We start from the raw sequence: 21,287 nt of genomic DNA, 5'->3' as shown, positions 1-21,287 counted from the left end.
ACGGGATGCGATGCTAACGGGGGTTGCTTAACTGCATGAATTGAGTTTTTAATCATTGTCCAACGCCGCGATGACGTTAAACCATAAAAGGAAATATTTATGTCTGATGATGTTCTGTTTAGTCCCTTCACGTTGAAAGGGTTAACCCTTCCCAATCGCATCGTTATGGCACCCATGACACGAAGTATGGCGGAAGAGGGGATTCCCGGCCCAGCGAATGCGGAATATTACCGCCGCCGTGCCGAAGGAGGAGTCGGGCTGATTCTGACAGAAGGGACGGTAGTCGATCGTCCTGCTTCACGCAACACGCCAGGGATTCCATTTTTCCATGGTGAGGCGGCGCTGACAGGTTGGGAGGCGGTGGCTAAAGCGGTTCATGCCGCAGGAGGCCGTATTGGTCCACAAATTTGGCATACGGGATCAACGCATGGTCGCGGCTGGGAGCCTGATGCGCCTGTTGAAAGCCCTTCGGGATTGGTTGGCCCAGATGAGGCTCGCGGTGTGGTGATGACGGAAGAAGATATCGCGGATACCGTGGCGGCTTTCGCCCGTGCGGCGGCGGATGCGAAACGACTGGGATTCGACACGCTGGAACTGCACGGTGCACATGGCTACCTGATCGACCAATTCTTCTGGCCGGGGACGAATAAGCGTGAAGATGCCTTTGGTGGCGCAACGATCCGCGAACGCTCTCGCTTTGCCGCAGAGATTATCCGTGCTGTCCGAGCCGCTGTTGGCGAGGATTTCCCGTTGATCTTGCGTGTGAGTCAGTGGAAACAGCAGGACTACAGCGCACGGCTGGCGAGTTCCCCACAGGAGATGACGGACTGGCTAGCACCGCTGGTTGAGGCGGGTGTGGATATTCTTCACTGTTCCCAGCGCCGTTTCTGGGATCCGGAGTTCCCAGAGATTGATGGGGCTGAAGGGCTGAACTTTGCCGGTTGGGCGAAAAAACTGACAGGTGCGGCGACCATCAGCGTTGGCTCGGTGGGGCTGACCTCGGATTTCTTTGCCGCGTTTGGCGGTGAAGGTTCAGGTACGGCGGCACTGGACAATCTGTATGCACGGATGGAGCGAGAAGAGTTTGATTTGATTGCGGTAGGCCGAGTCCTGCTTTCTGATGCGCAATGGGTGCAAAAAGTGCGTTCTGGGCAGACTGATAAATTACGCGGTTTTGATGCTGCTGATTTAGCCGTACTGGCGTGATATTTAGGTGCCGTAGCTGAGTAAGGCTGCGGTACTTCATCGAATACTAGGAAAGTTAATGTAGAGCAAACGAACAGGATTTTATCGACACGACACGTGCAATAGATAATTTTTAGTGGATTTACTTCAGAGAGGAATCACTTTGCGGAAGTGGTGGGTCGTGCAGGATGACTCGGCCTTTGGCCTCGCCCCTTCGGGGTCAACGCTAACGCGTTGCTGTCTCGCTTCGCTCGGCTCGAACCTGAACGCAGGTTCTCATCTACACGACACGTGCAATAGATAATTTTTGGTGGATTTACTTCAGAGAGGAATCACTTTGCGGAAGTGGTGGGTCGTGCAGGATTCGAACCTGCGACCAATTGATTAAAAGTCAACTGCTCTACCGACTGAGCTAACGACCCGCAGAAGTGGTGGGTGATGACGGGATCGAACCGCCGACCCCCTCCTTGTAAGGGAGGTGCTCTCCCAGCTGAGCTAATCACCCACTTCTGAACTACCTTTACTTCAAATTCTAGTAAAAAGACCAGCTGGTATGAGATTGGTGGGTGATGACGGGATCGAACCGCCGACCCCCTCCTTGTAAGGGAGGTGCTCTCCCAGCTGAGCTAATCACCCAATCTCAAATCTTCTTACTCTACACAGCGAGACACTTTTACTTTCGTAAAGATTGGTGGGTGATGACGGGATCGAACCGCCGACCCCCTCCTTGTAAGGGAGGTGCTCTCCCAGCTGAGCTAATCACCCCCGCTGTGTGGAGTCGCATTATAGGGATCCTTGAATGTGAGTCAACGCTTTTTAAAACTAAAATGATTGTTCGTTGCAAAATTAGTCAAGGCGTCGTATTTATCGCCGTTGGTGCTGCATCCTTGCGCAATTCAGCCTGTTATCTTGCTATCGCTAGCAGAATAAAAGCACGTGCGGCATGTTACGGCGTTGAGGAATCGAAGCAGAGTGATAGAATGTTGCCCACTTTTGTTCTCTGAGCTTATGTCGGTCTATGCCGACAGCCGTTGCGTAATAAGGCTGTAATCCCAAATGAAAATCAAAACCCGTTTCGCCCCTAGTCCTACTGGCTATCTTCACGTCGGCGGCGCTCGCACCGCACTGTACTCTTGGTTGTTTGCCCGTCATCATGACGGCGAGTTCGTGCTGCGTATTGAAGATACCGATCTGGAGCGTTCAACTCAGGACGCGATTGATGCCATTATGGATGGTATGAACTGGCTGAGCCTGAACTGGGATGAAGGCCCGTACTACCAGACTAAACGCTTTGACCGTTACAACGCGGTTATTGACCAGATGCTGGAAAACGGCACCGCCTATAAGTGCTACTGTTCTAAAGAGCGTCTGGAAGCGCTGCGTGAGCAGCAGATGGAAAAGGGTGATAAGCCACGTTACGACGGCTGTTGCCGTGGTTCTCACGAACATCATGCCGATAATGAGCCACATGTTGTGCGTTTCCTCAACCCGCAGGAAGGCTCGGTCATCTTCAATGACCGCATTCGCGGGCCGATCGAATTCAGCAATCAGGAACTCGATGACCTGATTATCCGTCGTACTGACGGTTCACCGACCTACAATTTCTGTGTCGTTATCGATGACTGGGATATGGAAATCACGCATGTTATCCGTGGTGAAGACCATATCAACAACACGCCGCGTCAGATCAATATCCTGAAAGCGTTGGGCGCACCCGTGCCAGAATATGCGCATGTGTCGATGATTCTGGGCGATGACGGTAAGAAATTGTCCAAACGTCACGGCGCTGTCGGTGTGATGCAATACCGCGATGACGGCTATCTGCCTGAAGCACTGCTGAACTATCTGGTGCGTTTAGGCTGGTCTTCTGGCGATCAGGAAATCTTCTCTATTGATGAAATGAAATCGTTGTTCTCGCTGGATGCCGTCAACAAATCGGCGAGTGCTTTCAATACCGAGAAGCTGCAATGGTTGAACCATCACTATATTAATCATTTACCCGCAGAATACGTAGCAACGCATCTGTCATGGCATATCGAGCAGGCAGGGATTGATACTCGTACCGGGCCGCAGTTGAGCGAGCTGGTTGGTTTACTGGGCGAGCGTTGCAAGACGCTGAAAGAAATGGCGGATTCTTGCCGTTATTTCTATGAAGATTTTGCTGAGTTTGACGCCGATGCCGCGAAGAAACACCTGCGCCCGGTTGCGCGTCAGCCGCTTGAACTGGTTCGCGAGAAACTGGCTGCGATTACGAGCTGGACGCCAGAGAACATCCACCACGCCATTCAGGGCACGGCGGATGAGCTGGGTCAGGGCATGGGTAAAGTCGGTATGCCGCTGCGCGTTGCGGTAACAGGCGCAGGTCAGTCTCCGGGCGTTGACGTTACGGTGCACGCGATTGGTCAACAGCGTTCGCTGGCGCGTATTGATAAAGCGTTGGCGTTCATTGCTGAGCGTGAAGCGCAGCAGTAATCCCTACTGCATGAATACACAAGAAGCCCCGGTCAAATGCTGGGGCTTCTTATTTTATGACTTAGGGGATTATTGACCGGCGATAGCAACTGCTTTACCGATGGCATCGGGGATCACGTCGCCGTGCCCTTTACCGGGGAATAGAATAAAGTCGGCTTTTGTGCCTTGTTCATTGAGCTGTGCGACCAGTGCCGTTGCTCTTTCCACCATTTTTCTTTGGCTGATCCGTTCTGCCCGCTTTTCATCAACGGGTTTACCCGCCTGCGTTTTGGCTGGCTCATCTTCATTTGCCCCTGCCGTGACGGTTATTGACAGCGGTGGTGTAGTGAGCAGCGGCGTTCTTGCCGGAATCACGACGCCATTTCCCCACCAGATAGACGGACTCGCGGCAACATAACGCTGGAAAGATTCGGTGTGGTTAAACAGCGTATAGAGCGTAAACAGACCGCCGAAAGAGTGCCCGGCCAGCGTTTGTTTTTGCTTATTTACTGCGTAGTTCGCTTCAACCCAGGGCTTTACCGTGAATTGCAGGAATTGATAAAACGCTTCGGCTTCGCCGCCTGCGGCAAAATCTGGATCGGTGAGCGTTGTCGGCGGCGTGTAGTCACGCGTTCTGGCGGGAACATCATAAGGCTTATCGATTGGATAACCGATGGCGATAATCAGCGGTGCTGCGCCATTTTTTGCCTTGTAGCTGTTTACGGCAACGGGAAACTGAGCGTTGCCATCCAGCATGTACAGAACTGGATAACCGCCTTCAGGTGCGGGCTGGCGGGGAAGCGCGATGAAAAGCCGATAGACATGCTGTGCATCGCTTTTCATTTCAACGTGCCTGATATCAAATTGAGCTTTTGCTTGTTCGGTCATATCAGGAATGGTTGGCTGCGCCCGAACAGGCAACATGCCAGAGGCAGATACCATCAGAGAAAATACAATCATAGGAAAATAGCGCATGTTATGAGGCTTATATAAGAGGCGGAAGCGTAACGTGAAATGATGATAATAAATCGCGTTATCGTTAGCAGCTTTTTATTGTGCTTATGATGAGATGACATCGAAATTGCCGCCTGTTTTTTCTCACCTTTGGCGTCTTTTTCAGCGGTTAATCGGATAACCGGATTTAGCCGTTGACACTGCGAATCGGGTTTCATATTATGCGACGCGTTCGCACAGTACTCGCCTTCGCGGTGATGCTGTAAGATACGGGGCTATAGCTCAGCTGGGAGAGCGCTTGCATGGCATGCAAGAGGTCAGCGGTTCGATCCCGCTTAGCTCCACCAAACACTCCCTCTGTTTGGTTGGTTATCACGAACATTCCACACGTTGTGGGGCTATAGCTCAGCTGGGAGAGCGCTTGCATGGCATGCAAGAGGTCAGCGGTTCGATCCCGCTTAGCTCCACCAAATCATCGAATTAACGCTTATTTATCCCTTTCTCGATATATCTGCATTCAATCAACGTTTTTATTTGCTCAATACATTAGTCAGCTATTTCTTGTAAACAATTCCTTGTAAACGACAGTTGGCCGCCTTCGTTTTTTGAAGACAACCAACCCGTTATCGCTTAAGCCTCTTCCGGGAGTCTTGGCGTCCAGTCTATTGGCGACAGCCCTTGCTGTTCCAAAAGCTGATTAGCCTGAGAAAAATGCTTACAGCCCAAGAAACCACGGTGTGCAGACAGTGGGGAAGGGTGCGGCGATTTCAGAATATGGTGGCGCTGCTGGTCAATGATGTTGCCTTTTTTCTGTGCATGAGAGCCCCATAGCAGAAAAATCAGGCCTTCCCGTTGTTCATTCAATGCTGCGATGACGCGGTCAGTAAACGTTTCCCAGCCCAAATTAGCATGCGAGTGCGCCTGTCCAGCTTCAACGGTTAATACCGTGTTGAGCAGTAAAACGCCTTGCTCTGCCCAGCTTTGTAGAAAACCGTGTCGTGGAATTTCAAATCCAGGGATGTCGCTCGCCAATTCTTTATAAATATTACCCAGAGAAGGCGGAGCGGGTACGCCCGGACGTACAGAAAATGACAGCCCGTGTGCCTGATTCGGGCCGTGATAGGGATCTTGCCCGAGAATGACGACTTTGACCTGATGCAGTTCAGTAAAGCGGAACGCGTTGAAAACATCCTTCTGCGGGGGATAGATAGTTTTACCCGCTGCACGTTCTTTCCCAACGAATTCAAGGGTATTAATGAAGTAAGGCTGCTGCTTTTCTTGTGCCAGCACGTCATGCCAGGTGAGAGAGGTCGCCATCATGCACTCTTTTTTTACAGGTTGAATGGTGTTGTAGGTAGCTTACCGATCTATCGTGCCGAGGTAAAACCGTAACCGCTATTGTCGGGATGAAAGCCCCTTTTTTTGAAAAAAAATTGAAAATTTACAAAAATATTTGCAATTCGGTGTGTTGGTAAAATTGATATAAAACAATATATTGCCATCAGACAGCCAAATTGCGGGGTTTTAAAATTGACTTAAGTCAAGGATGTCTGGTTATCAGGCTGGTATATAAGAGGCAGATACAAACGGTTTTATACGATCGTTACGAAATTTAGCAGTTTTTTGCTGATAGCGATTTTTACTCAGTTAGTTTTTAACTAAGACAATAACACGCCGTTTTACGGAGGCAATTATGGTTACTGGTATTCAAATCACCAAGGCTAACGACAGCGCGCTGATCAATTCCTTCTGGTTGCTGGATGAAGAAAAATCACAGGCGCGTTGCGTGTGTGCTAAATCGGGTTATAGCGAAGATCAAATCGTTCCGGTGAGCGATCTGGGTCAGATCGAGTATCGTGAAATTCCGCTGGAAATCAAACCTGAAGTGCGTGTGGAAGGCGGTCAACACCTGAACGTAAACGTTCTGCGCCGTGAGACGCTGGAAGATGCCGTTAAGCATCCGGAAAACTATCCGCAGCTGACCATCCGCGTATCTGGCTACGCTGTGCGTTTCAACTCACTGACGCCAGAACAGCAGCGCGACGTTATCGCTCGTACTTTTACTGCAAGCCTGTAAGTTGTTACTCAAGCCTTAACAAAAAGGGAGCCGAAGCTCCCTTTTTTTATGTCTCTATTTTATAGAAATTTTATTCGGCAGAGGGTTCGTCGGTTTTCTGCGTTGGCTGACGACGCTTACCAATATTCTTAGCATCGCGATGACGAATTTTTACCTTAACCTTTTCTTTTTCCTTCTCTTTTTTCTCTTGTCGCTTAGCCAGCACTTTTTTCGACGGTTTTCCCGTCGTTTTGGCGCTTGGTGCTTTCGTCTCTGGGCGGAGTTCATCAATGACGCGCGGTTTTAGCGGTTCATTCAGGTAGCGACTGATTTTCCCCAGCAGCAGATGGTCGTGTGCTTCGACGAAAGAGATGGCACAGCCTTTACGACCGGCGCGACCAGTACGGCCGATACGGTGAAGATAGGTGTCCGAGGTGCGTGGTAAATCGAAGTTAAATACGTGGCTGACATCGTTAATATCAATACCACGCGCTGCGATATCCGTTGCTACCAGCACATTGACACGCCCGTCGCTGAGACGTTTGATCGCCTCATTACGTTTGGCCTGCACCATTTCGCCTTCGAGATAGCAGGAGTTAATGCCTGCTTCACGCAGCCAGGCAACCAGCTCATGCACACGCTCACGCTTGCGTACAAAGACGATAGAACGCGTTACGTCAGGCTGTTTTAACTGGTGGCAGAGCAGTGCCGTTTTGTGTTTGAGATCGTCGGCGCGGTAATACCATTGCAGAATTTTTTTACGTTCCCGACGCGATGGATCGGATTCGATTTCAACGGGATCGTTGAGCAGACGCTCGGCGAAATCTTTGATCGCGTCCCCTTCCAGCGTCGCAGAAAACAGCAGCGTTTGCTTGCGCCAGCGGGTTTCTCCGGCGATGTGTTCAATATCCTGAGCGAAGCCCATGTCCAGCATTCTGTCTGCTTCATCCAGAATTAGCGTTTCTACCGCGCGGCAATCGAAGTTTTCTTCTTTAATGTATTGCAGCAGACGGCCCGTCGTCGCGACGACGATATCCTGATTTTCACTGAAGACTTCCGCGTGGTTCATGTAGGCCACGCCGCCGGTAATCGTGGCGATATCCAGGTGTGTATGTGCTGCAAACGCTCGCGCCTGATCGGCTACCTGCATGGCGAGTTCACGGGTTGGCGTGAGGATCAGAATACGAGGTGGACCCGATTTTTTACGAGGGAAATCGATAAGATGCTGCAAAACCGGCAGCAGATAGGCGGCGGTTTTACCTGTTCCTGTTGGCGCGGAGCCCAGTACGTCTCGGCCTTCCATCGCCGGAGGAATCGCCTCTGCCTGAATCACGGTTGGGCGCTCGTAGCCCATGTCGCGCAGGGCGTCTAACAGGCTTTCATCAAGATCGAGCTCGGAAAAATTGGTTACAGTCATGGTCTACCTCTATTTGGGGCGCCGATTATAGACGGATTGGTCGGTTTCTTCACCTGTTTAAGCAGACATCGGCACTTTTCCTGCATTGATGTTTCACCTATGCTACTGCGGTTTACGTTTGGAATCTTATTTTCATGAGTCATCAGGCTGATAATAAACTGACATTGCGTCGGGATGGTTTTACCTTCAAGCAATTCTTTGTGGCGCACGATCGCTGTGCCATGAAGGTGGGAACCGACGGCATTTTGCTGGGCGCCTGGACGCCGGTGTCTTCAGCCACGCGGATCCTTGATATCGGTAGCGGTTCCGGTCTTCTCGCGTTGATGCTGGCGCAACGTTCTGAACCGTGTGTTCAGATTGATGCCGTCGAACTGGATCGCGCCGCCAGCGATCAGGCGAAAGAAAACGTTGCCGCCTCGCCATGGGCTGACAGAATCACGGTGTATGCTGAGGATATCGTCAGTTTTGCTGAGACGCGGGCTGCCGACTATTCGTTGATTATCAGTAACCCGCCTTATTTCCCGCCGGGGATCGCGTGCGGATCGGTTCAACGCGATCAGGCTCGCTATACCACCTTGTTAACCCATGAAGCACTGTTGCGCTGTGCTCATCAACTGCTGATGCCTGAAGGACTTTTCTGCGTGGTGCTGCCGGTTCAGGTTGCTGAGCATTTTATTCCGCTGGCGCAGCAGAACCATTGGTATGTTCACCAGCAGCTTCGCGTATCGGAGCAGGAAGAGAAGCCTGCGCATCGCGTTTTGCTGGCGCTGTCTCGCCAGGAAAGAGAGTTTGTAAATTCCTCACTAGTAATTCGTGATGCAGAAAGGTACTACTCGACGGATTTCCAGCGGCTGACAAAAGATTTTTATCTCTTTATGTAGATGGCAGACGCCTTGTTGCTGCGCCTGCCTTTGCTGAGTGAACTATTTTTTATGAGTTATTTTTTATGAACTACGGCACCAGAATGGTGGGGGTTGGGGCATCGAACTGTTCTGGGTAGTCCAGAGTGTAATGCAGCCCGCGGCTTTCTTTTCTTTCCAATGCGCAGCGGACGATGAGTTCGGCAACCTGCACCAGATTACGTAGTTCCAGCAAATTGTTGGAAATACGGAAGTGGGAGTAGTATTCATTGATTTCCTGCTGAAGCAGTTGGATGCGGCGCTGTGCCCGCTCCAGTCGCTTCGTCGTCCGCACGATCCCAACGTAATCCCACATAAACAGGCGCAGCTCGTGCCAGTTATGTTGGATCACCACTTGTTCGTCGGAGTTGTCGACCTGGCTTTCATCCCAATCCGGTAACTTTTTCACGGCTTTGATTTGCGGTAAGCGCTGCAAAATATCCTCTGCGGCTGACCAGCCGTAAACCAGACACTCCAGCAGTGAATTCGACGCCATGCGGTTTGCGCCATGCAAACCGGTATAGCTGACTTCGCCAATCGCATACAGGCCGTCAAGATCGGTACGGCCGTGCTGATCGACCAACACGCCGCCGCACGTGTAGTGTGCAGCGGGTACGATGGGTATCGGCTCACGCGTCAGATCGATGCCGAGAGACTGTAGCTTTTCATCGATAGTGGGGAAGTGCTGTTTGATGAATGCTTCGGGCTTGTGGCTGATATCCAGATACATGCAGTCTGCGCCAAGCCGTTTCATCTCATGGTCAATCGCCCGGGCGACCACGTCACGCGGGGCCAATTCGCCTCTGGCATCGAAATCGGGCATAAAGCGTGTGCCGTCAGGACGTTTAAGGTACGCGCCTTCACCGCGCAGCGCTTCCGTTAGCAGGAAGTTTCGCGCCTGCGGGTGGAACAGGCAGGTCGGGTGAAACTGATTGAACTCCAGATTTGCCACGCGGCAACCCGCGCGCCAAGCCATGGCGATGCCATCACCAGAGGAAATATCGGGATTCGTGGTGTATTGATACACTTTAGATGCGCCGCCGGTCGCCAGAACCACCGTTTTCGCCCGGCAGGATTCTACGCGTTCCCGTTCACGGTTCCATATATAAGCACCGACAATGCGGCGTGTGCCGGGCAGACCCAGCTTATTCGAGGTAATCAAATCGACGGCGTTGCAGCGTTCCATAATCCGAATATTCGGATGGGATAACGCTTTCTGCACCAACGTGTTTTCCACTTCTTTTCCGGTTGCATCCGCGGCGTGCAGAATTCGACGATGGCTGTGCCCGCCTTCGCGCGTGAGATGGTAACGCTCTTCACCGCTGGTGCTGGTTTCGGTATCGAACAGCACGCCTTGTTCGATAAGCCATTGCACGCAGTGTTTGGCATTGCTGGCGATAAACTCAACGGCTTCCCGTTCACACAGGCCATCGCCGGCGATCAGGGTATCTTCGATATGGGAGTCAATCGTGTCGGTTTCATCGAAAACGGCGGCGATGCCACCTTGAGCATAAAACGTCGCGCCTTCGTTGAGTGGGCCTTTGCTTAATACCGTCACGTTGGCTTGTGAAGCCAGACGCAGCGCCAGTGAAAGCCCGGCAGCACCGCTGCCAATGATTAAAACATCACAGACGTATTCAGTGGTCGTTTGCATGGTCGTGTCGTGGGTGCAAAAAGAAGAGGAAATCCGATGGTAGCACCCAATGGTTGATTGCTGCATTGGTTTTTAGCCCCATGTTTACGCTATAAATAAGCGAAAAGTAGGACATGCTGAATCGTGCGCCTATCCCAGATTTATCGTATCATCCTCGGAGAAGTGTAGAGCCTCAGATGAAGACCATTTTTGATGAAGACAATGTGTGATGAAGAGAATGCGTCATGATACGCATCGCAAAGACGAGTAACGGCGCTAAGCAAAAGAAAAATGATGACTCGGAACTTTATTGGATGTCTTGGTTCTAATGAGGAGCTTGCTCTAAATATGACTTATATAGCTGGCAGTACTATTTTGCGTTTACGCGTGGAGAACGGTTTGAGTAGAGATTACCTCGGATGAGCGAGCAACTGGCAGATCAGGTTCTGGTCGAGCGAGTCCAAAAAGGCGATCAAAAATCGTTTAACTTGTTGGTCGTTCGTTATCAGCATAAGGTAGCGAGCCTGGTATCGCGGTATGTTCCCCAAGGGGACGTGCCGGACGTGGTACAGGAATCGTTTATTAAAGCCTATCGCGCGTTAGAGTCATTCCGCGGCGATAGTGCGTTTTATACGTGGCTGTATCGTATCGCAGTGAATACGGCCAAGAATTATCTGGTAGCTCAGGGACGCCGCCCGCCTTCCAGCGACATTGATGCTAATGACGCGGAAAACTATGAAAATGCGGGCGCACTGAAAGAAATATCGAACCCTGAGAATTTAATGTTGTCAGAGGAATTACGAAGCATCGTTTTCCGAACTATTGAGTCTTTACCGGAAGATTTGCGTTTAGCGATTACGCTGCGTGAGTTGGACGGTTTAAGCTACGAAGAGATCGCCGTCATTATGGATTGTCCCGTCGGCACTGTTCGTTCTCGTATTTTCCGGGCGCGGGAAGCGATTGATAATAAAGTACAACCGCTTATTCAGCGCTAGCGAGCGTTTTCAGCTATCCGCATGACTAATGATGGATTTGACAAGGTAAGGGTGTCGGTATGCAGAAAGAGAAACTTTCCGCTTTAATGGATGGCGAAGCAGTAGATTCCGAACTGTTAGGCGCACTGTCACGGGATGACGCGTTGCAGCAAAGTTGGCAAAGTTATCATCTGATTCGTGATGTGATGCGTGGTGATGTGAGTGAAAACGTGATTCATCTGGACATCGCTTCTCGTGTTGCCGCTGCAATCGAAAAAGAACCTGTTCGTCTGGTTCCACAAGCGCAGCCTGAATCTCAGCCACAACCTGTCGAGTGGACGAAAATGCCTTTCTGGCACAAAATCCGCCCGTGGGGCAGCCAACTGACGCAAGTCGGTGTGGCCGCCTGCGTCTCTTTAGCGGTGATTGTCGGCGTACAAAATTACCAGCAGGGTAATAATGCTTCCGAACATGTTGTGGAATCCGGCGTGTTCAGCACTTTACCCGCTATGGGCACCGCCTCTCCAGTGAGTCTGGGCGTGCCGTCAGAAAATGTTGCCCCTAACAGCGGTCAACAGAAATCCGATATGCAGCGCAATCGCCTTAACGCCATTTTGCAGGACTACGAATTACAGCGCCGGCTGCATGCCGAGCACGCTCTGCCGCAGGACGATCAGCAAGCGGCAATTCAGGTTCCCGGTACTCAATCATTAGGAACACAGCCCCGGTAATGAAGCGTGTTTGGTCCGCCGCCTGTTTTCTGATTGGCAGTCTGCTTTATTCTACTTTCGCCCCGGCTCAGAATGTTGAGCCGGGCGCATTGCTGCAACAGATGAATGGCGCTATTCGCTCTCAGAATTACGAAATTTCCTTTATTAACATTACCCTGCAAGGGTTCGAGTCGGTACGGTATCGCCATGCTGTGGTGAATAACCGTGCCTTAGCGCAGTTGCTATTTATGGACGGGCCGCGACGCGAGATCGTGCAGCGTGGTAATGAAATCAGCTATTTCGATCCTGGTTTTGAGCCATTTACGCTCACCAGCGATCATATCGTTGACTCTCTCCCTTCTCTGGTGTTCGCTGATTTTCAGAAACTATCGCCCTATTATGATTTTGTTCCTGCTGATGGGCGGGTGCGCATCGCCGATCGTCTGGCATCAGGCATTCGGGTCATCTCACGCGATGGCACACGCTACAGCTATACGGTGTGGATTGATGCGGACTCGAAACTTCCACTGCGCATTGATTTACAGGATCGCAATGGCGACAAACGGCTGGAACAATTCTTAACGACATCACTGATTGTTGACGATGATGTAGTGAGCGTGATGCGTCCGCTGGAAGGTATCAAACTTCCTCCCGCGCTACCCGCGCCTGCTGCGGAAAAAGGTGATTTTACCTGGGTGCCAGAATGGCTACCTGCTGGGATGAAAGAGCTGTCGCACAACAAAAAGGTATTGCCCGGTTCGTCCATCCCGATTGAAACACGTCTGTATAGCGATGGCTTATTCAGCTTTTCGATTAACATTAGCCCGTCTTCTGACGTGAGCGAGGAACAATCTGTGCTCACGGGGCGACGCTCTATTCACACTGTCATGAAAGGCAACCGAGAGATTACCGTCGTCGGCGATATTCCTCCTTCTACGGCTAAACGCGTGGCTGACAGTATTATTTTGAAGGCGCAACCGTGATTAAAGAGTGGGCAACGGTAGTGTCATGGCAGGATGGAATTGCAGAGCTGCGGTGTGAGCCAAGTTCGGGCTGCGGCACCTGTAAATCCCGCTCGTCGTGTGGAACCGGTTTATTAAGTCAGCTTGGGCTCTCTGCTGAAAATACGCTGTACGTTCCTTACGATCGGCCTTTAGAAGTGGGACAAAAGGTGGAGTTGGGCATTTCTGAGGGGCGGCTGCTGTTTTCCGCTGCTCTGGTTTATTTCGTTCCGCTGGTTGGGCTACTGCTCGGCGCGGCGATCTGCCAAACGTTATTCGGCACCGATCTGGCCGCTGTTATTGGCGCACTGCTGGGCGGTGGCGTGGCGTTTATCGGCGTGAAGCGCTGGGCTAAACAGTTGGGTAAAAATAAGCGTTATGAGCCCGTTATCCTGCAAATCGCACTGCCGGGCACTCTGTTACAAAATTGACCTGTTTACCTGAGCGTAAACGGCGCGCGGTGCGGAAACATTGCTTACTTGTTTGTTATCTTTCGACACGATGTTTGCCACGTAATGACACTTTACTTCCTGCTTTCCTCTTGTTGTTCTGCTATTCCAAATAAAACCGTCATAATCAAAGGGAATGCACCGGACATGACTAGGTTTTCACGCCTCTCGCATGTAGAATGCTGCGATTCAGGTGGAATAACATCGCTGCTGTTTTCACCTATGCGCATGCCCATCGGCAAGAATTTCAGGAATATCAAGGTAGAAAAATTTTTATAATGAAGCATATACGAAATTTCTCCATTATTGCCCATATCGACCACGGTAAATCAACGTTATCTGACCGTATTATCCAGATTTGCGGCGGTTTAACCGAGCGTGAAATGGCTGCGCAGGTTCTGGATTCCATGGATCTGGAACGTGAACGCGGAATAACGATTAAAGCGCAAAGCGTCACGCTGGATTATAAAGCGCAGGACGGCCAAACCTACCAGTTAAACTTCATCGATACGCCTGGGCACGTTGACTTCTCTTATGAAGTTTCCCGTTCGCTCGCCGCCTGTGAAGGTGCGCTGCTTGTTGTTGATGCTGGGCAGGGCGTTGAAGCTCAGACGTTGGCGAACTGCTATACCGCGCTGGATATGAATCTGGAAGTGGTGCCGGTTCTGAATAAGATCGACCTGCCTGCTGCTGACCCGGATCGTGTTGCTCAGGAAATTGAAGATATCGTCGGCATTGATGCTACCGATGCGGTGCGCTGCTCTGCGAAAACGGGTATTGGCGTGCCGGATGTTCTGGATCGTTTAGTACGTGATATCCCGCCGCCGGAAGGCAGCCCAGACGAACCGCTGCAGGCGCTGATTATCGACTCCTGGTTTGATAACTATCTTGGCGTTGTGTCACTGGTGCGTATCAAAAACGGCACGATGCGCAAAGGCGACAAAATTAAGGTGATGAGTACGGGTCAGGTTTATAACGCCGACCGTCTCGGTATTTTTACGCCGAAGCAGATTGACCGCGATGTATTGAACTGCGGCGAAGTAGGCTGGTTAGTGTGCGCCATCAAAGATATTTTGGGTGCTCCAGTCGGGGATACCCTGACGCTGGCGCGTCAGCCAGCTGAAAAAGCGTTACCGGGCTTTAAGAAAGTCAAACCTCAGGTCTACGCGGGTCTGTTCCCGATTAGCTCCGACGACTATGAAGCATTCCGCGATGCGTTAGGCAAGCTGAGCCTCAATGATGCCTCCCTGTTCTATGAGCCAGAAAGCTCTACCGCACTGGGCTTTGGTTTCCGCTGTGGATTCCTGGGTCTGCTGCATATGGAGATCATTCAGGAACGTCTGGAGCGTGAGTACGATCTGGAGCTGATCACCACGGCACCGACGGTAGTGTATGAAGTAGAAACGACGGCTAAAGAAACCATCTATGTGGATAGCCCGTCTAAACTGCCGCCGCTGAACAATATTCAGGAACTGCGCGAACCGATCGCCGAATGTCACATGCTGATGCCTCAAGAATATTTGGGCAACGTGATTACGCTTTGTATTGAGAAGCGCGGTGTGCAGACGAACATGGTGTACCACGGTAATCAGGTTGCGTTGACGTATGAAATCCCGATGGCCGAAGTGGTACTCGATTTCTTCGATCGCCTGAAATCAACGTCTCGTGGTTATGCCTCGCTGGATTATGGCTTCAAGCGTTTCCAGGCATCAGACATGGTGCGCGTTGATGTATTAATCAACAACGAGCGTGTTGATGCATTGGCCCTGATTACTCACCGTGATAATTCACAATATCGTGGTCGTGAATTCGTCGAAAAGATGAAAGAACTGATTCCACGTCAGCAGTTTGATATCGCGATTCAGGCCGCTATTGGTAACCACATTATTGCACGCTCTACGGTTAAGCAATTGCGTAAAAACGTACTGGCCAAGTGTTATGGTGGCGACGTCAGCCGTAAGAAGAAACTGTTGCAGAAACAGAAAGACGGTAAGAAACGTATGAAGCAGGTCGGCAACGTCGAACTGCCGCAAGAAGCGTTTCTGGCAATTCTGCACGTCGGCAAAGACAGTAAATAAATTCTGAGGAGTTGGCATGGCCAATATGTTTGCCGTAATTCTGGCATTGGTGACGCTGGTCACGGGGATTGTCTGGTGTTTAGAACGTTTCGTCTGGGCACCCGCTCGCCGGAAGAAATTTGCTGCGATGAGCGGCGCCGATCTGGCTGATGGCGCGGTTTCATCGAAAGCGATTCAACAACCAGGCTGGATTGAGACGATAGCGTCCGTCTTCCCGGTTGTCGCTTTGGTATTGGTTGTGCGCTCCTTCATTTATGAGCCGTTTCAAATTCCATCGGGTTCGATGATGCCGACGCTGTTGATCGGTGATTTTATTCTGGTGGAGAAATTTGCCTACGGTATTAAAGAACCCTTCACGCAAAAAACGCTGATCGAAACCGGCCATCCGAAGCGTGGCGACGTGGTGGTGTTTAAATATCCGTCCGATCCTAAAGTGGACTTCATCAAACGCGTGGTTGGCGTACCTGGCGATCGCGTTAGCTATAACCCGATAACCAAGCAGGTGACGATTCGTCCATCCTGTCAGGGACAGCAGGCGTGCGATACGGCACTGGCCGTCACATACAGTAACGTACAGCCTAGCGATTTTGTTCAGACCTTCAACCAGCCAGGACTGGAATCGCGCAGCGGATTTTATGAGGTACCTGCTAATGACAACAGCGTGGAAGGGACCCGCATGGGCGCACGCAAAGAGTCATTAGGTAATGTAACGCATAATATTCTGTTGGTGCCGGGTCAGCAGGATCAGCTCGGTGGTTATTACCAGCAATCGCAGCAGCAGCTTGCGACATGGGTTGTCCCAGCCGGGCACTACTTCATGATGGGTGATAACCGCGACAACAGTCTGGATAGTCGCTATTGGGGCTTTGTTCCGGAGAGAAATCTGGTCGGTAAAGCCACCGCTATCTGGATGAGCTTCGAGAAGCAGGAAGGTGAATGGCCTACCGGCGTACGTTTGAGTCGCATTGGTGGTATCCATTAACTAAAGTAAGCATTAACCGAAATAAGATACAGGCAGCATTCTGATGCTGTCCGATGTAGAATATTTTCTGTAATGCTCTTTTTGAAAGAACATGCCCTAAATAGTACGAGTTGCAGGACAACACGTTAGCGTTTTAACCACGCTAACGTACAGGCAACGCGAAGTATGACGGGCAAAAAGGCAGGCTCCCTATGGGAGCCAATGCAAACGAAACAGTTTTGACCGAATTGGTAAGCAGGGCTGTTCCGTATGCTGCTGTTTTTGACGCATCGTTGATCTATTGGTAACACATGAATCCCATCCTGATAAATCGTTTACAAAGAAAGCTGGGCTATACTTTTCAGCAGTACGATCTTTTGTTACAGGCGTTGACGCACCGTAGCGCTAGCAGCAAACATAATGAAAGACTCGAGTTCCTGGGTGACTCCATCCTGAGTTTTGTGATCGCCAATGCGCTGTATCACCGTTTCCCCAAGGTTGATGAAGGGGACATGAGTCGGATGCGAGCGACGCTGGTGCGAGGAAATACGCTGGCGGAAATCGCGCGTGAATTCGAACTGGGAGAGTGCTTACGCCTCGGTCCCGGTGAATTAAAAAGCGGTGGTTTCCGTCGTGAATCGATCTTGGCTGATACGGTCGAAGCGCTGATTGGCGGCATTTTCCTCGACAGCGACATTCAGACCATCGAACGTTTGATCCTGAACTGGTATCAGACGCGTCTGGATGAAATCAGTCCCGGCGATAAGCAAAAAGATCCGAAAACGCGGTTGCAGGAATTTCTGCAAGGGCGCCACTTACCTCTGCCAACGTATTTGGTGGTGCAGGTTCGTGGGGAAGCACACGATCAGGAATTTACTATCCACTGTCAGGTGAGCGGCTTTAGTGAGTCGGTCATTGGTACAGGATCGAGCCGTCGTAAAGCCGAACAGGCTGCGGCTGAACAAGCGTTGAAAAAACTGGAGCTTGAATGAGCGAAGTACAGACACACTGCGGTTTTGTCGCGATTGTTGGTCGACCAAACGTCGGTAAATCGACGTTACTGAATCAATTACTGGGGCAGAAGATTTCTATTACGTCACGTAAGCCTCAGACGACGCGGCACCGCATCATGGGTATTCACACTGAAGGGCCTTATCAGGCTATTTATGTGGATACGCCGGGATTGCACATTGAAGAAAAGCGGGCGATTAACCGCCTGATGAACCGTGCCGCCAGCAGCTCAATTGGTGACGTTGAGCTGATCATTTTCGTTGTTGAAGGGACACACTGGAACGACGACGACGAGATGGTATTGAATAAGCTGCGCGATCAGAAACTCCCTGTGCTATTGGCGATCAATAAAGTCGATAACGTCACGGATAAAACTAAGCTGCTGCCACATATCCAGTTCCTCAGCCAACAGATGGACTTCCTTGACGTCGTTCCAATCTCGGCTGAGAAGGGCACGAATGTCGATACGATTGCCAGCATTGTGCGTAAACACTTACCGCAGGCAACGCACCACTTCCCGGAAGATTACATCACCGATCGCTCACAGCGCTTTATGGCATCGGAAATTATTCGTGAAAAACTGATGCGCTTCCTGGGTGAAGAATTGCCGTATTCCGTGACGGTTGAAATCGAGCGTTTCGTGACGAACGAGCGCGGCGGTTATGACATCAACGGCCTGATTCTGGTTGAGCGTGAAGGCCAGAAGAAGATGGTCATTGGCAACAAAGGTGCCAAAATTAAAACCATTGGTATCGAATCTCGTCAAGATATGGAAGAGATGTTCGAAGCCAAGGTGCACCTTGAGCTGTGGGTTAAAGTGAAATCCGGTTGGGCAGATGACGAACGTGCCCTGCGCAGCCTGGGTTATAGCGAAGACCGGTAAGGTTCACGCCGATGGAAGGCTTGCAGCGCGCATTTGTCTTGCATGGGCGACCTTATAGCGAAACCAGCTTATTGCTGGATCTGTTTAGTGAAAGCGGTGGTCGAGTTCGCGTGCTTGCCAAAGGCGCGCGAGCCCGACGCTCTAGCCTGAAAGGCTGTTTACAGCCTTTCACTCCGCTGCTGGTGCGCTGGAGTGGGCGGGGAGAAGTGAAAACATTACGCAGCGCCGAGCCTGTCTCGCTCGCGCTACCACTGACTGGCTCGATGCTTTATAGCGGTTTATACGTTAACGAACTGCTGTCTCGCGTGCTGGAACATGAAACCAATTACTCCGCTCTTTTCTTCGATTATCTCCACTGTTTACAACATCTTGCTGCACAGGATGCCTCTCCCGAACCCGCATTAAGACGCTTTGAATTAGCGTTACTGGGCTATCTGGGATACGGCGTTGATTTCCTGCATTGTGCTGGTAGCGGCGAACCGGTGGCAGATACCATGACTTATCAGTATCGAGAGGAAAGGGGATTTATTGCCAGTCTGGTTGTCGATAACAAAAGTTTTACCGGGCATGAATTACGTTCGCTGGCGTCGCGTGAATTTCCAGATGTCGGCACACTGAAGGCGGCAAAGCGTTTCACCCGCATTGCGTTAAAGCCGTATCTGGGGGGAAAACCGCTAAAAAGTCGTGAACTGTTCCGCCAGTTTGTTCCTGCTGCTAATTTGTCCAAACCCGCATCTTCTGATAAATAATCCCACCTCCTCAGTACCCTGACGCCGTGACATCGGTGTAAACTGCCACGTATCGTGCATGACTTTACCGAGGATTTATCATGGCTGAACTGCTGCTTGGCGTTAACATCGATCACATTGCAACGCTGCGTAATGCGCGTGGAACGGCGTATCCCGATCCCGTTCAGGCGGCTTTTGTCGCTGAGCAGGCGGGGGCGGATGGCATCACCGTGCATTTGCGTGAAGATCGTCGCCATATTACGGATCGTGATGTACAGATCCTGAGAGAAACGCTCCAAACCCGTATGAATCTGGAAATGGCCGTCACGGAAGAAATGCTGAACATCGCCTGTGAAGTGAAGCCACATTTTTGCTGTCTGGTACCGGAAAAACGCCAGGAAGTGACAACCGAAGGCGGGCTGGATGTCGCAGGGCAGCAGGAAAAGATCGATAACGCAGTAGCCAGACTTAGTCAGGCTAACATCTTGGTTTCACTCTTCATTGATGCGGATAAGCGGCAAATCGATGCCGCCGTTGCCAGCGGTGCACCCTATATCGAAATCCATACCGGGGCGTATGCCGATGCGCCAGATGATGAAGCACGCCAGCATGAGTTCGAACGCATTCGTGATGCGGCGACTTACGCCGCAGCGAAGGGGCTTAAAGTCAATGCCGGACACGGTCTGACGTACCACAACGTTCTGCCGATTGCTGCCTTGCCAGAAATGCACGAATTGAATATTGGGCATGCGATTATCGGGCGTGCGGTGATGAGCGGTCTGAAGGATGCCGTTGCCGAAATGAAGAACCTGATGCGAGAAGCACGCCGCTAATGGCGATTCTTGGGCTCGGAACCGATATTGTCGAAATCGCCCGTATTGACGCGGTGATTGAACGTTCAGGCGAGCGATTGGCTCGCCGCATCCTGACGGATGCTGAATGGGCACATTATCAGCAGCATCAGCAGCCTGTTCGTTTCCTCGCCAAGCGCTTTGCCGTGAAAGAAGCGGCAGCAAAAGCCTTTGGCACCGGAATCCGTAACGGGCTCGCGTTCAACCAGTTTGAGGTTTTTAATGACGAACTGGGTAAACCTTGCCTGCGGTTTTTTGCTAAAGCGGCAGAGCTGGCTGAACAGATGGGCGTCAGACACGTCCATGTGACGCTGGCTGACGAAAGACGCTATGCCTGTGCGACGGTGATTATCGAAAGCTGATCGTTCGTAAACGGATGCTTAAATCCTGTCGGCATGGTGCATGAGCACGTATTTTTCCCACAGCTGCTCATTGCCTTCAACATGGTTTGGATCTTTGACGATCGTATTGTCGATCGGACAGACTTTCTGACACGTAGGGGTGTCGTAGTGGCCAACGCACTCAGTACAGAGGGTGGAGTCAATTTCATAAATGTCCATGCCCATGGAAATAGCCTGATTAGGACACTCAGGTTCACACATGTCACAGTTGATGCATTTATGGGTGATGAGTAACGCCATGATGTTCTTCTACCTTACAAACAGGGCGCAGATTATACCCGTTGATGCTCGTTTAAACACGCGTAACTGTCATTGATGAAGAATATACTGGTAAATCGGCTTCCCCTGCCTTCAATGTGCCTTTCTTCCGAGACCGTTTACTGCGGGTTTCGCGTGTTTTCGGAGGCCTTCAGCATGTAACCCATTGGCTGCATAAATAGTGAGGTTACAGGGTAAAATTACCATCTGTTCGTTAAATTGGTTTTATACCTATCCTTTAAACTGTATGAATCAGCCAGTGCGACTGTGTTTCTTGGGTTTTAATTTATTGATTTACAATTTAAATAAATTTAGTTGTGATATTGAACCACTTATTTTTGTAATATCATGGACATTGATTTAATCGGTATTGCCGATGAAGTTTGC

The 21,287-nt window shown here is 50.9% G+C and carries 21 protein-coding genes, 6 tRNA genes and 1 other RNA gene; 17 read left to right on the top strand and 11 right to left on the bottom strand.

Translation table 11 applies throughout. From position 1 onward, the window contains the following. Positions 1–99 precede the first annotated feature (99 nt). Positions 100–1,206 (top strand): NADH:flavin oxidoreductase, encoded by a 1,107-nt coding sequence (locus BUB06_RS20150; protein WP_010299482.1) that lies wholly within the window; start codon positions 100–102, stop codon positions 1,204–1,206. A gap of 151 nt (positions 1,207–1,357) precedes the next feature. Here BUB06_RS20150 and BUB06_RS20145 read toward each other — a convergent pair. From BUB06_RS20145 to BUB06_RS20125, 5 genes are all read right to left on the bottom strand, one after another. After that, positions 1,358–1,485: non-coding RNA, RtT sRNA (locus tag BUB06_RS20145), on the bottom strand. 46 nt (positions 1,486–1,531) lie between these two features. Next, positions 1,532–1,607, bottom strand: a tRNA-Lys gene (locus BUB06_RS20140). A 7-nt stretch (positions 1,608–1,614) separates the two neighbouring features. Next, a tRNA-Val gene (locus tag BUB06_RS20135) sits at positions 1,615–1,690 on the bottom strand. A 55-nt stretch (positions 1,691–1,745) separates the two neighbouring features. Beyond that, positions 1,746–1,821: transfer RNA gene (locus BUB06_RS20130), tRNA-Val, on the bottom strand. A 53-nt stretch (positions 1,822–1,874) separates the two neighbouring features. Continuing rightward, positions 1,875–1,950, bottom strand: a tRNA-Val gene (locus BUB06_RS20125). A 291-nt stretch (positions 1,951–2,241) separates the two neighbouring features. Here BUB06_RS20125 and gltX point away from each other — a divergent pair. Further along, a complete protein-coding gene (gene gltX, locus BUB06_RS20120) occupies positions 2,242–3,657 on the top strand; it encodes a glutamate--tRNA ligase (RefSeq protein ID WP_039476034.1) in 1,416 nt (471 codons plus the stop codon). Positions 3,658–3,726: 69 nt separating this feature from the next. Here the strand turns inward: gltX and BUB06_RS20115 are convergent, their stop codons facing one another. Next, a complete protein-coding gene (locus BUB06_RS20115) occupies positions 3,727–4,596 on the bottom strand; it encodes an alpha/beta hydrolase (protein WP_228286783.1) in 870 nt (289 codons plus the stop codon). Between the two features lie 265 nt (positions 4,597–4,861). Between BUB06_RS20115 and BUB06_RS20110 the strand changes: the two genes are divergently transcribed. Next, a tRNA-Ala gene (locus tag BUB06_RS20110) sits at positions 4,862–4,937 on the top strand. Positions 4,938–4,984: 47 nt separating this feature from the next. Beyond that, positions 4,985–5,060: transfer RNA gene (locus tag BUB06_RS20105), tRNA-Ala, on the top strand. A gap of 160 nt (positions 5,061–5,220) precedes the next feature. On the opposite strand, the gene ung is transcribed toward BUB06_RS20105, so the two are convergent. After that, on the bottom strand, positions 5,221–5,907 hold the full coding sequence (ung, locus tag BUB06_RS20100) for a uracil-DNA glycosylase (RefSeq protein WP_039476028.1): 687 nt from the start codon (positions 5,905–5,907) through the stop codon (positions 5,221–5,223). Positions 5,908–6,283: 376 nt separating this feature from the next. Between ung and grcA the strand changes: the two genes are divergently transcribed. Then, complete coding sequence (grcA, locus tag BUB06_RS20095) at positions 6,284–6,667, top strand: autonomous glycyl radical cofactor GrcA (RefSeq protein WP_005973551.1); 384 nt, start codon at positions 6,284–6,286, stop codon at positions 6,665–6,667. A gap of 70 nt (positions 6,668–6,737) precedes the next feature. Here the strand turns inward: grcA and srmB are convergent, their stop codons facing one another. Then, positions 6,738–8,063: an ATP-dependent RNA helicase SrmB gene (gene srmB, locus BUB06_RS20090; RefSeq protein ID WP_039476026.1), complete on the bottom strand. Its 1,326-nt coding sequence runs from the start codon at positions 8,061–8,063 to the stop codon at positions 6,738–6,740. Between the two features lie 134 nt (positions 8,064–8,197). Here srmB and trmN point away from each other — a divergent pair, with 134 nt between their 5' ends. Continuing rightward, on the top strand, positions 8,198–8,944 hold the full coding sequence (trmN, locus tag BUB06_RS20085) for a tRNA(1)(Val) (adenine(37)-N(6))-methyltransferase TrmN (protein ID WP_039476024.1): 747 nt from the start codon (positions 8,198–8,200) through the stop codon (positions 8,942–8,944). 70 nt (positions 8,945–9,014) lie between these two features. Here trmN and nadB read toward each other — a convergent pair whose 3' ends face one another. Beyond that, positions 9,015–10,616 carry an L-aspartate oxidase gene (gene nadB, locus BUB06_RS20080; protein WP_039476022.1) on the bottom strand — a complete coding sequence of 534 codons (1,602 nt, stop codon included), beginning with the start codon at positions 10,614–10,616 and terminating at the stop codon, positions 9,015–9,017. Positions 10,617–11,014: 398 nt separating this feature from the next. Between nadB and rpoE the strand changes: the two genes are divergently transcribed. From rpoE to rseC, 4 genes are read left to right on the top strand one after another with little or no spacing between them, the layout of a single operon-like run. Then, positions 11,015–11,590, top strand: coding sequence for an RNA polymerase sigma factor RpoE (gene rpoE, locus BUB06_RS20075; RefSeq protein WP_005973561.1), 576 nt, complete (start codon positions 11,015–11,017; stop codon positions 11,588–11,590). Positions 11,591–11,649: 59 nt separating this feature from the next. Continuing rightward, on the top strand, positions 11,650–12,300 hold the full coding sequence (gene rseA, locus BUB06_RS20070; RefSeq protein WP_039476020.1) for an anti-sigma-E factor RseA: 651 nt from the start codon (positions 11,650–11,652) through the stop codon (positions 12,298–12,300). Continuing rightward, positions 12,300–13,262, top strand: a complete 963-nt coding sequence (gene rseB, locus BUB06_RS20065; protein WP_039476019.1) for a sigma-E factor regulatory protein RseB — start codon at positions 12,300–12,302, stop codon at positions 13,260–13,262. The genes rseA and rseB overlap by 1 nt, the downstream gene beginning before the upstream one ends. Next, complete coding sequence (gene rseC, locus BUB06_RS20060) at positions 13,259–13,711, top strand: SoxR-reducing system protein RseC (protein ID WP_010302503.1); 453 nt, start codon at positions 13,259–13,261, stop codon at positions 13,709–13,711. Before rseB ends, rseC begins: the two co-directional genes overlap by 4 nt. Before the next feature lie 92 nt (positions 13,712–13,803). On the opposite strand, the gene BUB06_RS22030 is transcribed toward rseC, so the two are convergent. Continuing rightward, positions 13,804–14,016, bottom strand: a complete 213-nt coding sequence (locus tag BUB06_RS22030) for a hypothetical protein (RefSeq protein ID WP_039284410.1) — start codon at positions 14,014–14,016, stop codon at positions 13,804–13,806. Between BUB06_RS22030 and lepA the strand changes: the two genes are divergently transcribed. From lepA to acpS, 7 genes are all read left to right on the top strand, one after another. Then, complete coding sequence (gene lepA / locus BUB06_RS20055; RefSeq protein ID WP_039476015.1) at positions 14,008–15,807, top strand: translation elongation factor 4; 1,800 nt, start codon at positions 14,008–14,010, stop codon at positions 15,805–15,807. The genes BUB06_RS22030 and lepA overlap by 9 nt on opposite strands. 16 nt (positions 15,808–15,823) lie before the next feature. Continuing rightward, positions 15,824–16,789, top strand: coding sequence for a signal peptidase I (lepB, locus tag BUB06_RS20050; RefSeq protein ID WP_010302500.1), 966 nt, complete (start codon positions 15,824–15,826; stop codon positions 16,787–16,789). A gap of 290 nt (positions 16,790–17,079) precedes the next feature. Further along, positions 17,080–17,760 carry a ribonuclease III gene (gene rnc, locus BUB06_RS20045; RefSeq protein WP_010302498.1) on the top strand — a complete coding sequence of 227 codons (681 nt, stop codon included), beginning with the start codon at positions 17,080–17,082 and terminating at the stop codon, positions 17,758–17,760. Then, the gene (gene era, locus BUB06_RS20040; RefSeq protein WP_039476013.1) at positions 17,757–18,662 is read left to right on the top strand and encodes a GTPase Era; all 906 of its coding nucleotides are present in this window, start codon (positions 17,757–17,759) and stop codon (positions 18,660–18,662) included. The genes rnc and era overlap by 4 nt, the downstream gene beginning before the upstream one ends. Before the next feature lie 11 nt (positions 18,663–18,673). After that, positions 18,674–19,411 (top strand): DNA repair protein RecO, encoded by a 738-nt coding sequence (recO, locus tag BUB06_RS20035; protein WP_039476011.1) that lies wholly within the window; start codon positions 18,674–18,676, stop codon positions 19,409–19,411. An 80-nt stretch (positions 19,412–19,491) separates the two neighbouring features. After that, entirely contained in the window at positions 19,492–20,223 is a 732-nt protein-coding gene (gene pdxJ, locus BUB06_RS20030; RefSeq protein ID WP_039476009.1) for a pyridoxine 5'-phosphate synthase, read from the top strand. Then, positions 20,223–20,603, top strand: a complete 381-nt coding sequence (acpS, locus tag BUB06_RS20025) for a holo-ACP synthase (protein WP_014916247.1) — start codon at positions 20,223–20,225, stop codon at positions 20,601–20,603. The genes pdxJ and acpS overlap by 1 nt, the downstream gene beginning before the upstream one ends. 18 nt (positions 20,604–20,621) lie before the next feature. On the opposite strand, the gene BUB06_RS20020 is transcribed toward acpS, so the two are convergent. Continuing rightward, complete coding sequence (locus tag BUB06_RS20020) at positions 20,622–20,882, bottom strand: YfhL family 4Fe-4S dicluster ferredoxin (protein ID WP_010302487.1); 261 nt, start codon at positions 20,880–20,882, stop codon at positions 20,622–20,624. Positions 20,883–21,287: the final 405 nt, after the last annotated feature.

Origin of the sequence: Pectobacterium carotovorum, assembly GCF_900129615.1 — a bacterium.
GTDB classification, from domain to species: Bacteria; Pseudomonadota; Gammaproteobacteria; order Enterobacterales; family Enterobacteriaceae; genus Pectobacterium; species Pectobacterium carotovorum.
This window is presented reverse-complemented; position numbering and strand designations above follow the sequence as displayed.

What these genes read in the sequence shown, in the direction of transcription:
- BUB06_RS22030 (WP_039284410.1), bottom strand. Translation starts at nt 14,016, where the DNA reads ATGCTTCATTATAAAAATTTTTCTACCTTGATATTCCTGAAATTCTTG.
- lepB (WP_010302500.1), top strand. Translation starts at nt 15,824, where the DNA reads ATGGCCAATATGTTTGCCGTAATTCTGGCATTGGTGACGCTGGTCACG.
- gltX (WP_039476034.1), top strand. Translation starts at nt 2,242, where the DNA reads ATGAAAATCAAAACCCGTTTCGCCCCTAGTCCTACTGGCTATCTTCAC.
- pdxJ (WP_039476009.1), top strand. Translation starts at nt 19,492, where the DNA reads ATGGCTGAACTGCTGCTTGGCGTTAACATCGATCACATTGCAACGCTG.
- srmB (WP_039476026.1), bottom strand. Translation starts at nt 8,063, where the DNA reads ATGACTGTAACCAATTTTTCCGAGCTCGATCTTGATGAAAGCCTGTTA.
- BUB06_RS20115 (WP_228286783.1), bottom strand. Translation starts at nt 4,596, where the DNA reads ATGATTGTATTTTCTCTGATGGTATCTGCCTCTGGCATGTTGCCTGTT.
- acpS (WP_014916247.1), top strand. Translation starts at nt 20,223, where the DNA reads ATGGCGATTCTTGGGCTCGGAACCGATATTGTCGAAATCGCCCGTATT.
- rnc (WP_010302498.1), top strand. Translation starts at nt 17,080, where the DNA reads ATGAATCCCATCCTGATAAATCGTTTACAAAGAAAGCTGGGCTATACT.
- BUB06_RS20150 (WP_010299482.1), top strand. Translation starts at nt 100, where the DNA reads ATGTCTGATGATGTTCTGTTTAGTCCCTTCACGTTGAAAGGGTTAACC.
- rseA (WP_039476020.1), top strand. Translation starts at nt 11,650, where the DNA reads ATGCAGAAAGAGAAACTTTCCGCTTTAATGGATGGCGAAGCAGTAGAT.
- trmN (WP_039476024.1), top strand. Translation starts at nt 8,198, where the DNA reads ATGAGTCATCAGGCTGATAATAAACTGACATTGCGTCGGGATGGTTTT.
- ung (WP_039476028.1), bottom strand. Translation starts at nt 5,907, where the DNA reads ATGGCGACCTCTCTCACCTGGCATGACGTGCTGGCACAAGAAAAGCAG.
- grcA (WP_005973551.1), top strand. Translation starts at nt 6,284, where the DNA reads ATGGTTACTGGTATTCAAATCACCAAGGCTAACGACAGCGCGCTGATC.
- recO (WP_039476011.1), top strand. Translation starts at nt 18,674, where the DNA reads ATGGAAGGCTTGCAGCGCGCATTTGTCTTGCATGGGCGACCTTATAGC.
- BUB06_RS20020 (WP_010302487.1), bottom strand. Translation starts at nt 20,882, where the DNA reads ATGGCGTTACTCATCACCCATAAATGCATCAACTGTGACATGTGTGAA.
- nadB (WP_039476022.1), bottom strand. Translation starts at nt 10,616, where the DNA reads ATGCAAACGACCACTGAATACGTCTGTGATGTTTTAATCATTGGCAGC.
- rseB (WP_039476019.1), top strand. Translation starts at nt 12,300, where the DNA reads ATGAAGCGTGTTTGGTCCGCCGCCTGTTTTCTGATTGGCAGTCTGCTT.
- rpoE (WP_005973561.1), top strand. Translation starts at nt 11,015, where the DNA reads ATGAGCGAGCAACTGGCAGATCAGGTTCTGGTCGAGCGAGTCCAAAAA.
- era (WP_039476013.1), top strand. Translation starts at nt 17,757, where the DNA reads ATGAGCGAAGTACAGACACACTGCGGTTTTGTCGCGATTGTTGGTCGA.
- lepA (WP_039476015.1), top strand. Translation starts at nt 14,008, where the DNA reads ATGAAGCATATACGAAATTTCTCCATTATTGCCCATATCGACCACGGT.